12 protein-coding genes and 4 pseudogenes are annotated in these 12,010 nt (G+C 68.1%); 11 read left to right on the top strand and 5 right to left on the bottom strand.

All coding sequences use genetic code 11. The features are described from left to right. Positions 1 to 19: 19 nt before the first annotated feature. The 6 genes from coaD to mutM all read left to right on the top strand — a co-directional run bounded on the left by coaD (position 20) and on the right by mutM (position 4,882). A complete protein-coding gene (gene coaD / locus ACZ4TO_RS35515) occupies positions 20 to 499 on the top strand; it encodes a pantetheine-phosphate adenylyltransferase (RefSeq protein WP_192582606.1) in 480 nt (159 codons plus the stop codon). Positions 500 to 598: 99 nt separating this feature from the next. Next, positions 599 to 1,672, top strand: coding sequence for a cell division initiation protein (locus tag ACZ4TO_RS35510; RefSeq protein WP_468026355.1), 1,074 nt, complete (start codon positions 599 to 601; stop codon positions 1,670 to 1,672). 173 nt (positions 1,673 to 1,845) lie between these two features. After that, on the top strand, positions 1,846 to 2,490 hold the full coding sequence (locus ACZ4TO_RS35505; RefSeq protein WP_361683169.1) for a YceD family protein: 645 nt from the start codon (positions 1,846 to 1,848) through the stop codon (positions 2,488 to 2,490). 2 nt (positions 2,491 to 2,492) lie between these two features. Then, the gene (gene rpmF, locus ACZ4TO_RS35500; RefSeq protein ID WP_006139588.1) at positions 2,493 to 2,666 is read left to right on the top strand and encodes a 50S ribosomal protein L32; all 174 of its coding nucleotides are present in this window, start codon (positions 2,493 to 2,495) and stop codon (positions 2,664 to 2,666) included. A 19-nt stretch (positions 2,667 to 2,685) separates the two neighbouring features. Then, complete coding sequence (gene rnc, locus ACZ4TO_RS35495) at positions 2,686 to 3,543, top strand: ribonuclease III (RefSeq protein ID WP_382790865.1); 858 nt, start codon at positions 2,686 to 2,688, stop codon at positions 3,541 to 3,543. A 478-nt stretch (positions 3,544 to 4,021) separates the two neighbouring features. Continuing rightward, complete coding sequence (gene mutM / locus ACZ4TO_RS35490) at positions 4,022 to 4,882, top strand: bifunctional DNA-formamidopyrimidine glycosylase/DNA-(apurinic or apyrimidinic site) lyase (protein ID WP_468026354.1); 861 nt, start codon at positions 4,022 to 4,024, stop codon at positions 4,880 to 4,882. A 51-nt stretch (positions 4,883 to 4,933) separates the two neighbouring features. On the opposite strand, the gene ACZ4TO_RS35485 is transcribed toward mutM, so the two are convergent. Continuing rightward, positions 4,934 to 5,389, bottom strand: coding sequence for a winged helix-turn-helix transcriptional regulator (locus ACZ4TO_RS35485; protein WP_468026353.1), 456 nt, complete (start codon positions 5,387 to 5,389; stop codon positions 4,934 to 4,936). A 204-nt stretch (positions 5,390 to 5,593) separates the two neighbouring features. Here ACZ4TO_RS35485 and ACZ4TO_RS35480 point away from each other — a divergent pair, with 204 nt between their 5' ends. The 4 genes and pseudogenes from ACZ4TO_RS35480 to ACZ4TO_RS35465 all read left to right on the top strand — a co-directional run bounded on the left by ACZ4TO_RS35480 (position 5,594) and on the right by ACZ4TO_RS35465 (position 8,426). Continuing rightward, a complete protein-coding gene (locus ACZ4TO_RS35480; RefSeq protein WP_468026352.1) occupies positions 5,594 to 5,911 on the top strand; it encodes a hypothetical protein in 318 nt (105 codons plus the stop codon). Positions 5,912 to 6,561: 650 nt separating this feature from the next. After that, the gene (locus tag ACZ4TO_RS35475) at positions 6,562 to 7,059 is read left to right on the top strand and encodes a hypothetical protein (protein ID WP_468026351.1); all 498 of its coding nucleotides are present in this window, start codon (positions 6,562 to 6,564) and stop codon (positions 7,057 to 7,059) included. 86 nt (positions 7,060 to 7,145) lie between these two features. Next, positions 7,146 to 7,370, top strand: a pseudogene (locus ACZ4TO_RS35470) (flavoprotein); the annotation flags it as partial. 741 nt (positions 7,371 to 8,111) lie between these two features. Continuing rightward, positions 8,112 to 8,426, top strand: coding sequence for a hypothetical protein (locus ACZ4TO_RS35465; protein ID WP_468026350.1), 315 nt, complete (start codon positions 8,112 to 8,114; stop codon positions 8,424 to 8,426). Positions 8,427 to 8,646: 220 nt separating this feature from the next. Here the strand turns inward: ACZ4TO_RS35465 and lepB are convergent. The 4 genes and pseudogenes from lepB to ACZ4TO_RS35445 form a co-directional block, all read right to left on the bottom strand. After that, positions 8,647 to 9,489 (bottom strand): annotated as a pseudogene (gene lepB / locus ACZ4TO_RS35460) (signal peptidase I); the annotation flags it as partial. A 920-nt stretch (positions 9,490 to 10,409) separates the two neighbouring features. After that, entirely contained in the window at positions 10,410 to 10,634 is a 225-nt protein-coding gene (locus ACZ4TO_RS35455) for a hypothetical protein (RefSeq protein ID WP_468026349.1), read from the bottom strand. 358 nt (positions 10,635 to 10,992) lie between these two features. Beyond that, on the bottom strand, positions 10,993 to 11,370 hold the full coding sequence (locus tag ACZ4TO_RS35450) for a hypothetical protein (RefSeq protein ID WP_468026348.1): 378 nt from the start codon (positions 11,368 to 11,370) through the stop codon (positions 10,993 to 10,995). 9 nt (positions 11,371 to 11,379) lie between these two features. Then, positions 11,380 to 11,523 (bottom strand): annotated as a pseudogene (locus ACZ4TO_RS35445) (NUDIX hydrolase); the annotation flags it as partial. Between ACZ4TO_RS35445 and ACZ4TO_RS35440 the strand changes: the two are divergent. Next, a pseudogene (locus ACZ4TO_RS35440) lies at positions 11,512 to 12,003 on the top strand (tyrosine-type recombinase/integrase); the annotation flags it as partial. The pseudogenes ACZ4TO_RS35445 and ACZ4TO_RS35440 sit on opposite strands and share 12 nt — an antisense overlap. Between the last annotated feature and the right edge of the window lie 7 nt (positions 12,004 to 12,010).

Genomic DNA, 12,010 nt, shown 5'->3' with positions numbered 1-12,010 from the left:
GGAGAGCGAGGGACCACTGTTGCGCCGCGCCGTCTGTCCGGGGTCATTCGACCCCATCACCAACGGACATCTCGACATCATCGCCCGCGCCTCCGCGCTGTACGACGTGGTGCACGTCGTGGTGATGATCAATCAGTCGAAGAAGGGCCTGTTCACGGTCGACGAGCGGATCGAGCTGATCCGCGAGGTCACGGCCGAGTTCGGCAACGTCCAGGTCGAGGCCTACCACGGCCTCCTCGTCGACTACTGCAAGCAGCGGGACATCCCGGCCATCGTCAAGGGCCTGCGCGCGGTCAGCGACTTCGACTACGAACTCCAGATGGCCCAGATGAACAACGGCCTCTCGGGCGTCGAGACCCTGTTCATCCCGACCAGCCCCACCTACAGCTTCCTCTCCTCGTCGCTGGTGAAGGAAGTCGCGAACTGGGGCGGCGACATCTCCCACCTGGTGCCGCCGGTGGTCCTGGAGGCGCTCACGGAGCGTCTCGGCAAGGACTGAGCGACTGACTGTCCGTCACCCGGTGTCGGGCGGTGCGGGAGTGGTCGTACAGTCGTCCCGTCCGTCTCCATCACGGCTGTAGAGAGTGGCGAGCACACGGTGGACGTACAGAAGAAGCTCGATGAGATCGTCTCGGCGGTCGGCAGCGCCCGTTCCATGCCCATGTCGGCGTCGTGCGTGGTCAACCGCGCCGACCTGCTCTCGATGCTGGAAGAGGTGCGCCAGGCGCTGCCCGGCTCCCTCGCCCAGGCGCAGGAGCTGATCGGCGGCCGCGAGGAGATGGTCGAGCGGGCCCGTCAGGAGGCCGAGCGGATCATCGAGACCGCGCACGCCGAGCGCGGTTCGCTGATCTCCGACACCGAGGTCGCCCGCCGCTCGCAGAACGAGGCGGACCGGATTCTCAACGAGTCGCGCAAGGAGGCCGAGGAGATCCGCGCGGAGGCCGACGACTACGTCGACTCCCAGCTCGCCAACTTCGAGGTCGTCCTCACCAAGACCCTCGGCTCGGTCGGCCGCGGCCGCGAGAAGCTCCTCGGCACCGGTCCCGGCCTCGACGAGCAGGGCTACGAGGACGAGGACGCCCCCGAGCGCAGCTACGACCCGGAGACCCTGCGCCGCAACGCCGACGACTACGTCGACGCCAAGCTCGGTGCCTTCGAGGCCGTCCTCGCCAAGACCCTGGAGGCCGTCGGCCGTGGCCGCGAGAAGCTCCAGGGCCGGATCGCCAGCGACGACCTCGGCGAACTGGGCACCTTCGCGGAGGACGGGACGCCGGGCGCGCACACCAGCGACGCCGACTACCTGGCCGGCCTCGCGGAGCTCGCCGACGGTCCCGAGCCGGGCGCCCGGACCCAGGAACCGGCCGCGCAGCCGTCCTACGGGCAGCAGGACGCGTACGCCTATCAGCAGCAGGCCGACCCGTACGGCTATCAGCAGCAGCAGTACACCCAGCAGCAGGACGCCTACGGCTATCAGCAGGCCGACCCGTACGCCGCCTATCAGCAGCAGGGCTACGACCAGCAGGGCTACGACCAGAACGGGCAGGTCTACGGCCAGCAGGCCCACGCCGTGGACCAGCAGAACCACGCCTTGGACGAGGCCAGCCTCTTCGACACCAGCATGATCAGCGCGGAGCAGCTCAGGGCGTACGAGCAGGGGCGCGGCGGCCACTGACCGCCCGGTCAGGAGGGGTGCGCGCCTCCGGCCGGGGGGCCTGTACGCACCGGATTGGGCCGAGAGCGAAAGGTCCAGTATCCTGGCTCTTCGGTCGCGTGTACGTCCGCGATCAGCGCTGCCCGAGGGACACCTTGGGTGGCATCCCTTGAGTTCGTAGATCGAAAGCAGGAATGGCTCTGAACGCCCGCCTCGACCACCGCAATCCTCTCGTGTTCGACACACACGAGCTGGGGCGGCGTCCTGGCGCGATGCAGCGCCTGACCCGCACGATAGACGCTCCCGTGGATCTCGGGATCCAAGGTGTCATCGGAGTGCCGGAAGGTGCACCGGTGGAGCTCGACCTCCGTCTGGAGTCGGTCATGGAAGGGGTGCTTGTCACAGGCACCGCTCGTGCATCGGCGAAGGGGGAGTGCGTAAGGTGTCTGGAGCCGCTTGAGCAGGTGCTCGAAGCGGATTTCCAGGAGATGTTCTCGTACCCTGACGCCGATGACCGGGGCCGCCCCAAGGCGGAGCCGGTCGACGACGCCGAGGACGACGAGGACACTCTCTTCCTCGAGGACGGCCTGTTCGACCTCGAACCCGTGCTGCGGGATGCGGTGGTGCTCGCACTGCCGATGCAGCCGGTGTGCCAGGACGACTGCCTGGGTCTGTGCTCCGAATGCGGAGCGCGGCTGGCGGACGACCCGGACCACCACCACGACGCCGTCGACATCCGTTGGGCGGCACTGCAGGGACTCGCCGGTTCACTCGAAGATGGCGAGAAGGACGAGTTGAGCGGCGCCGAACCTGGCGTCGACGAGAAGCAGGAGAAGTAGCCGTGGCTGTTCCGAAGCGGAAGATGTCGCGCAGCAACACGCGCCACCGCCGGTCGCAGTGGAAGGCTGCGGTCCCCACCCTGGTTGCGTGCGAGCGCTGCCACGAGCCCAAGCTGCAGCACATCGCGTGCCCGGCTTGCGGCACCTACAACAAGCGCCAGGTCCTCGAGGTCTGAGCGGCTGGTGAGAGGTCTGATGTCTGACGCCAAGGCGGATTCAAACGCCAAGAAAAAGGCGGACAACACAGCCTCGTCCCACACGCTTCTGGAAGGGCGGCTCGGCTACAAGCTCGAGTCCGCCCTTCTGGTGCGTGCGCTGACCCACCGTTCCTACGCGTACGAGAACGGCGGTCTGCCGACCAACGAGCGTCTGGAGTTCCTCGGGGACTCCGTACTGGGCCTCGTGGTCACGGACACGCTGTACCGCACCCACCCCGACCTGCCCGAGGGCCAGTTGGCCAAACTGCGGGCCGCGGTGGTCAATTCTCGTGCGCTGGCGGAGGTGGGCCGCGGCCTCGAACTCGGCTCCTTCATCCGGCTCGGCCGGGGTGAAGAAGGCACGGGAGGCCGGGACAAGGCGTCCATCCTCGCCGACACCCTCGAAGCGGTGATCGGCGCCGTCTATCTCGACCAGGGGCTGGAGGCCGCGGGCGAACTCGTCCACCGGCTCTTCGACCCGCTGATCGAGAAGTCCTCGAATCTCGGTGCCGGCCTGGACTGGAAGACCAGTCTCCAGGAACTCACCGCGACCGAGGGGCTCGGGGTTCCCGAGTACCTGGTCACGGAGACCGGCCCGGATCACGAGAAGGTCTTCACTGCTGCCGCCCGCGTCGGAGGCGTCTCGTACGGCACCGGCACCGGCCGCAGCAAGAAGGAGGCGGAGCAGCAGGCCGCGGAATCCGCGTGGCGTGCCATCCACTCCGCCGCGGACGAACGCGCGAAGTCGGCGCAGGCCGCCGAACAGGCGGCTGTCGCCGCCGAGCAGGCGGCGCAGGACATCGAGGAGACCGCCGACACCTCCTCGACGCCCAGCTCCGACACGGCCACGGCCTGAATCCTTCACCCGACACGGGTACGCGGTGATCCGCGCCCCCGCTCGGAACCAAGCACCACCCGACCCCGTCCCGCCGCACTCGCGGCGGGACGGGGTCGCTGCGTTCCCGCTGCCGCGGGGGGACCGGGGTACGACGGGGCGCCGAGGCCGGGCGGCGGGAGACGACTCCACGCTCCGTGCGGCCGGGAGCCCGCCCCGGCCCCTGGGCTCCGCCCCAGCCCCTCAGCTTCGCTCTGGAGCCTCGGCTTCGCCCCGGACCTGGGCTCCGCCCCGACCCTTCGGCTCGGCCCGGGACCTCGGCTCCGCTCTGGCCCTCGGCGTCGCTCTGGGGCCCCGGTGGCGAGGCGGCGGCTTCGAACCCGGTAGACGCGTGCCGCAGGCCCGGCGGTGAATCGCTCGGCGGCGGTCGGCGGTCGGCGGTCGGTGCGATGTACCCTTCCGGCATCACCGGCCCAGCCCACCCCTCAGGAGGAGTCCCGTGCCCGAGCTGCCCGAAGTCGAAGTCGTGCGACGGGGGTTGGAGCGCTGGGTCACCGGGCGGATGGTGCGGTCGGTGGAGGTCTGTCATCCGCGGGCCGTGCGGAGGCATCCGGCCGGCCCCGACGGCTTCGCGAAGGCGCTCGCCGGGCACCGCGTGGGCGAGGCGATGCGCCGCGGCAAGTACCTGTGGCTGCCCCTCGACGACTCGCCGTACTCCGTGCTCGCCCACCTCGGCATGAGCGGTCAGCTCCTCGTGCAGCCGGAGGACGCCGCCGACGAGAAGCACCTGCGCATCCGCGTCCGCTTCGAGGACGAACAGGGCACCGAACTGCGCTTCGTCGACCAGCGCACCTTCGGCGGGCTGTCGCTGCACGAGACCACCCCGGACGGCCTCCCCGACGTCATCGCGCACATCGCCCGCGACCCGCTCGACCCCCTCTTCGACGACACCGCGTTCCACACCGCGCTGCGCGCCCGCCGTACGACCCTCAAGCGCGCGCTGCTCGACCAGTCACTGATCAGCGGGGTCGGGAACATCTACGCGGACGAGGCGCTGTGGCGCTCCAAGCTGCACTACGAACGCCCCGCCGGAACCATGACCCGGCCGCGCACCGCCGAACTCCTCGGCCACGTCCGCGAGGTCATGAACGACGCCCTCGCCGTCGGCGGCACGAGCTTCGACAGTCTGTACGTCAACGTCAACGGCGAGTCGGGCTACTTCGATCGCTCGCTCGACGCGTACGGGCGCGAGGGCGAGCCGTGCAGCCGCTGCGGGACCCCGATCCGCCGCCGCGCCTGGATGAACCGCTCCAGCTACTTCTGCCCACGCTGCCAGCGAGCCCCCCGCCCGACCGCCTGAGGCCCGGGGCCCGACCGCCTGGCCCAGCTTCCGGGCTCGGGGTCTCGACCCCTAGGCTTCTCGCGCCGCCCGCACGGCCTCGCGGGTCTCGTCGTACCGCCCGCGGGCCTCCAGGACCTCGTCCATGCGTCCTTCGACGAAGTCGATGAGGGCCAGCAGGCGCTCGGCGACCTCGCGGCCCAGAGGGGTGAGGGTGTAGTCGACGCGCGGCGGGTTCGTGGGCCGCGCGTCACGGTGCACCAGACCGTCGCGCTCCAGCGCGTGCAGGGTCTGCGAGAGCATCTTCTCGCTGACGCCGTCGACCCGGCGGCGCAGCTCGTTGAACCGGAACGTGCCGTCGTACAACGCTCCGAGCGTCAGCGAGCCCCAGCGGCCGGTGACGTTCTCCAGCGTGCCCCGGGACGGGCAGCCACGGGCGAACACGTCGTAGGCGAGGTCCTTGGCGCCGACACCCGCGCCACCCTCGCCGCTCTCGGCACGCTCGGTGATCCCCGCGGACGAATCCATACGCCCAGCATACTCAGCCACAGCGCCACCCGACAGAGAGCACTAACTCCTGGTTAGCCACACGCCCCGCCCGTCCCCGCCCCGACCCTGATCCACGACTTCGGCTCTGAGTACCAGTGAGTAGACGTACTCATGTGCGGAGTCCACCGGTCCGGCAGGCTGGGCCCCGCACGATCGGGGAGCGGCGGCCACGGAGGGACGGGCGTGGGAACGGAACGGGGGAAGAGGCCGTCGACCGGCCTGCAGGTGGCGATCGGCGTGCTGCTGCTCGTCCTCGACCTGCTGGTCATCGCCTGGCTGGTGTACGGCTACGGCATCACGGGCTGGGCGGACTCCTACGACGAGGTCAACGCGCCCGAGGCTCCGGGGGTCGCGCGTCAGGGCGCGTGGATCCTGGCCGGCGCTGCGGTGGTCACGGGCGGCGCGCTGCTCGCCCTGCGCCTTCGCGTCACCGCGGCGGTACAACTCGCCGTCCTGGGAGCCGGCGCCCTCCTGCTCCACACCCTCGCCGTCCGCCCCTGAAAAACGCCGCATGGCCGACCCCCCGAGCGGGCCGGCCATGCGCTGCACGGCTGTCTCAGTAGCCGAAGAAGTGCGGGGCCGGGTCTCCGACCTGCACCCCTACAACCGTCCAACGCTGTGACCTGCGGCTTAGCCGTCGACGGTTGTCAGCGTCGGTCTTCGTCGAGCACCCTCGGACGGCCCAGGGGCGGCCCGGAGGTTGCTCAACACCATGACCGATGAAGCCCCTCGATGCCAGAGTCCCGCCGAGAGAGATGGATCGCTCTCGCCGTGCCTCGTCACTGTCAGGGTCAGGAAGGTCACGGTCCGAGTGAATGCCACAACACGCCGCGTCGTCCGACACGTGCTGCGAGCCATCGGCTTGGGAAGCTGCGGGCACGAGACTGGCTGATGTCCGCCGCTTTGACTTGCATCGGTGCCGAGCGCGCCGATGGCCAGGTAGAGGCGGCTGGCCGGCGCACGCTGTCCAGTTCCGCGAGCCGTCGCCTGGGGCCAGACCTCAACGGTGGAGCACTCGGCTCTCGGGTCGGCAACAGGTCTAGTGGTGCGCCGTCCGGGGTGAGATCCGCAGGCAGACGTGGATTTCCGAGAAAGGTATGACGGCGGCCGGACGCGTGTGCGACTCTCCGGGCGTGAGTGGATCTTTCAGGGTGCACAGCGCGTTCGCAGCAGTGCTTGCCGTCGCCCTTCTGCTGTTCGTGGCGATCACCTGGCTGCCGGGGCCCTCGCCCGTGGACGGCACGGGGTGGGCCGGCCTGACCTTGATAGGGGTCATCGTCCTGGTGCCGCTCGCGACCGGGGCGCGCCTGGCGCTGAACGACGTGGACGTCGATTGGTGGCCGTCTTTCTTGGCGCTGCACCGGCGTCTGCGGAAGGCGCTTGTCGTGCTGCTGCTGACGGCTGCCGCTGCGCTCGTCTTGTCGGTGGTGCACGGCGATCCCCGTTACCAGGATCCGCAGGCTCTGGGGGACCGGTACTACGCCTATAACGGTCACCACAGCCAAATCGAGTTGACGAAGGCTGGATACGAAGCCGCCGTCGAGGCTGAACAGCGCGTTCTGCTCTCGCTCGCGAGTTGCATCGCCACCCTTGGCACCTGCGGTGTGTTCGCGGCCCGCGAGATGTTCCGGGAGGATCGGCGTACGTAGGCCGCACCACCTGGGCGCAGTAGCGCGTCGGTTCGCGACCTGGCGGGATGCAGCGGGCGGGTTCTCCTGCGTACATCCGGCGAGCACAGGTCCGCTCCGTCGTCGCAGCTATTGCCGGCGATATCGACTCCGCCGACCGCGTCGAACTCACCCTCCCCGAAACCGGAGTCTGTGGCGGAGCAGGACTCTTCGACGCCCCCGAAGCGGACCAGGCTGAGGGCGGCTGCTGCGCCCCGGCACCGCAACCCATCCAGCTCGGTGCGAACACCGCCACGCAGGAAACGCCGGCGGGCGGCTACTGCGGCTCGTAACCACCTGCAACACCCCCAGACACGGGGCCGCGACCGGATCGGGAGACCGGTCGCGGACCCGTCAGCTTCTGGCGACCGTGCCAGGAGTAGTCCGACGACTTTGGACCGGCTTCAAAAGCCTTTGCCGTCGCCTCCTCGGACGCCGCGACCGACAGTGGTTCATGCTCTCGGCGCGGCAATGGAGATCAACTTCGCGGGAAGCGCTCGGGGCATCGTCACGTTCGGGCCCCTGCTTGACCCCGCACAGGACGCTGGCGCCTTCAAGGCCGCGGTCGAAGAACGCCTGAATCGTGTCTTCACACTGGCCCAGGACGTGCGGCACGACCTAGGGCGAGAGAGACGAAAGCACGAGAACAGGAAGACCGGAAGATCGGCAACGACCTCGAGGCTCGTCTCACCGCTCGCGATGAGGAGTCGAAGCGGGCGACGATTCGTGGTTTGCGGGAACAGACGATTGGCTCCTTCTTCGTTGCCTTCGGGCTTGTAGTGCAGAGCTACCTTGATCTGGCCTTGTGACCTCCGGCCAACGGCACTACGGCTTCCCGCCGGTCCTGGCGCGCGAGGGGCACGGGCCCGTTGACCACCGCTTTAGGAGTTCGATCGCTCCTCGGCGCTGGCGGGGAGCTGCCTGGCCCCGCTGGCCGTGCAGGACCGCCCAGAGGTGCTGGCGTCCGGGGTCGTTGATGTCGCCTATGGATGTCAGAACGGTGCAACCGCACGCGCTCGCTGCACGATGCTCCTGTGGTTGACCTGGAGCGCATCAAAGCAGAGAGCCTGGCGTACCTCCGAGCACTCGATGAGGGCGCTACCTCGCGGCGCCACTTCCGCCACGCTGATGAGGAAGGCGGCCTCTGGTACGTGGAGGCCGTGCCCGACCGTGGCGAGTTGATCGTCATCAAGCAAGCCGAGCTGACTCCTGCCGGCCAACTCCACCGCTACAGCTGGGAGCACCTGGAGGACGGCCACGGCGGCCTGACAGACCAGGCGATCGATCCCGAAGCGGATCCGCTGGAGCCCGTTGCGGCCGAGGAGTTCCAGAGGGTGTGGACCCGGTAAGCGCGCCGGACATCCACTTTAGGAGCGAGGTGGGGTGATCACCGGCGTGACCTGGGAATCCGTGCCTCCGGCAGCGTGGGGCGGTACGCACCCTGGCGAACCTCGATTCCCCGTGAGGCCCCGTCCGTTCTGGCACGGAAGTGGCACGCCCCCTCGGCCCAGTAGGGCACGCAGGGGGCGAGCTTGACGTCTCGATGGACGGCGTGGCTCGTTACCGCGACACCGGCAGCGGGGCCCACCGGTTGACCGGCCATGCGACGACGAAGGCCCGGCCGATTACTTGGTCCTCGTCGATCGTGCCACCGCCGGGCTGGTCCTGGTGGTACCGGGAGTCCTGAGAGTCTTGGCGGTGGTCACCCATCACCCAGATCCTCCCTGTCGGCACCTTGACCGGCCCGAACGGTTTGTCCCCGCAGGGGGTGTTGCCGGGGTGGATGAACGATTCGTCCATCGCCTTCCCGTTGACCTTTACCGGACCGCTTCCCGAGCATTCCACGGTGTCGCCACTCACCGCGATCACCCGCTTGATCAGGTCCTTCTCGTCCGTCGACGGCATCAGGCCGACGAAACTGAGCACCTTCTGCACCGCGTTCGGTTCCTCGGCCTTCTCAGGGAGCCAGCCACCCGGGTCGTGGAAGACCACAATCTCTCCGCGCTGCGGCTTGGATCCGAACCACGGCGTCAACTTGTCGACCAGCACGCGGTCGCCAGGCTGCAACGTGTTCTGCATCGAGCCGGATGGGATCGAGAACGCCTGCACGAAGAACGTCTTGATGACCAGCGCGAGCACCAACGCGATGCCGATGAGAATCGGCAACTCCTTCCAGAACGAGCGCGTTTTCCGCCGGCGCTCACCCGCCGTTCCGTCGTCGGTTTCGTCGCCCCCGGATCTCGACCGTTCGCCAGCGACAAGATCTTTCACAACCACGCCTCCCCTTGCGCCCGGTCCGAGCGCACCGTGTCCGAAGTGGTCCCTTGCGTGCAGAGCACAGGGCCCACCACAGTCACAACGAGCGGGAGTTCCCGACTGCCGGAGCCCTCGGCCTGGCTCTGCGCTGGGCATGGCCCTCCCACAGCTCAACCTGCCTGCCGTGTTATCCGGGGCCTCTCAGCAACCGACGCGGTCGGCGGAGTCTCAATGGCTCCAAGCCAGCCGGCCACAGCCGACGAGCGTGCGAAGCCTCTGGACCCGCTCGATGCGAACTGTGGGCGCGACGGTCGCTGAGTCAGTACCGCAGGCTAGTCGGCTGCTTCGGTCTGCCGGTGGCCGGTCACGGGCGGCGAGGTTGCTGTACTTCGCTGCTGTACAGCAGCGACTGAGGCTGCAGGGTGTTGGTATGCCGTTGACCCCGACGGCTCGGGTCGGTAGGACCGTCGGTAGAGACCTAGGGCGGTGAAGACGGAGCAGTAACCCACGATTGTGGCGATTGCTGTCATTGGAATCGACCCCAAGTGGCGATGCACAGGACCCGCCGCGAGTGTGCCCCCGATGCCCATGCAAATGTCTGCCCAGCCCCCGAGGCGCGGCGAGGAAACCGTCTTCCTGAACCATGGGGCGATCCATCCGGCACAGATGGCGGCAGTGCCGGAGACAAAGGTAATGAGCCAAAAGAGCACCAACAGAGCCCAGTCGATGCCCTCCACGGCGAGTCCCCCTTGCCACAAATGTGCGACTCGATGGCCGCCAGCCGTGATCTTCGCACGGCCACCTCGCTGCCTGGAAGTGGCCGCGCGAAATGACGAAACCCTTCACGGCGATGTCGGCGGGCTTCTGAGCGGCTGCGACGGTCCGCCGTTGCGCGAACTCCTTCGCCACTGTCGAAGGTTGTGGGCTTACTTGGACGGCTGACACGTTTTGAGCTGTGGCCTCATCCTCATCAGGTCGATGACAGGGAGCCACCGACGTCGGTCTGTCCACGCAAGGCTCCGGTTGCCAGGCTGTGGACGTCCAGTGCCGTCTGGCGCGGTTCGCGGTTGTTGGTGTCAGGCGCTGATGTCAGAGTCGGGGGCGTCCTTGGGTTCTTGGGCATTGAGCTTCCGCCGCTCCGCTAGTCGGCCGAAGAGAGCTCCCGCGCCGAAGGCGAGAGAGACCAGACCGAAGATCGCCCCCGCTCGCACGATAGCGCTGGAGGCAAAAAACGCCTTTCCTCCGATGTTGACGAACGCGGCTACACACGCCCCCACAATCAATCGGTCCTGAATAGACATACGCGGCTTCGCTGGCACTGGACCCCCTTACGCGCACCTTATATCGCGGTCGGCGGAGCGACTTTGGGCGGGAGCTGCCATGGGGCGAGTGATCATGGCCCCTTAAGCTTCCGGCGAGTCGGGCAGTCTGTGGACCTACCCGTTAAAGCACGACGTTGGGGCCATGATCTTCGAGACTCGCCCCATGGTGGCTGCCTAAAGTCTCGGAGCCAACCGGCCCACAGCGTGGTTACCGTTCTCGACTCGGGCCCGCACTCGCTGCGGCCCAGGGCCTGGCCCCGCCGCCGAAGGCGCAGAGGGGCCAAAGCCCAGGGGCCAGCCCGCGCTCGCGCGGGCACTTGATGAAGTAGAGAAAGTTCTATCCCTTGGGCTGGCTGCGCTCAGCGCGGTACTCGTCCAGCAGGCTGAAGAACAACTCGACCGCTGGCGTGTTGGAGACCTCGGCCTCACGCTCGATCTCAACTGCCCATCCCAGGGAGCTGTGTCGGCCCAGCCGCTTCCACAACCACTCGGCGAATGGCCCCTGGCAGCCAGGGTTCCAGAAGTCGAAGTCCTCTGGGGTGCCGTGCACTGCCAACGCGACTCGGTATCCAACAAGCATGGAGTCGAGATGCTGCAGGGAACTGCCCGGCAGCCACATCCCAGGGCGTAGACGGACTTCATCGAGGAAGTCGTTTACGTCGCCCAGCTCGGTCAGCTGCCTCGGCTTCTGTCGCGTTCCATCTGGCGCAGTCATCTGGGCACCCTAGCGGCGCAGCAGCTGCTTGCCGTCGTGGCTCCGCACGTGCGGGCCGTTGCCGTCCAAGGCATCCAGGAGCCGGATCGCGAAGACCTCGGCCATGCGCTCGGCAACCTCTTCGGGCGTGAGCCAGTCAACCGCGCTCTGTTCGCCCCGCCGAAGGGCGGCAAGGAACGCGACGTGCCTCTGCCGGAGTCTGTCGCCTTCGCGTTGGCCAAGCACCTCAAGCGGTACCCGGCAGTCAGGATCACGCTGCCGTGGAAGACCTTGGACGGTCCGCCCGTCACGGCATCGCTGATCTTCACCGGACCCATGGGGTTGGCGCTGGACCTGAACCGCTTCAACGATCGCGAATGGCGGCCGGCGCTTCGGGCCGCGGGCGTCGAGACCGGGCGGGACAACGGCATGCACGCGCTGCGGCACTTCTACGCGTCGGTACTGCTGGACGCGGGGGAGAGCATCAAGGCGGTCAGCGAGTACCTGGGGCACCATGACCCCGGCTTCACGCTGCGGACGTACACGCACCTGATGCCGTCGAGCGGGAAACGGACTCGGGCCGCCGTGGATGGCGTCTTCACGGATGAAGATTCCATTCACGACGGCCCGGACACGGCCCAGGAGGGCGCTTAGCCCTCTG

It is taken from the genome of Streptomyces sp. NPDC028298, from assembly GCF_055565895.1.
This window is presented reverse-complemented; position numbering and strand designations above follow the sequence as displayed.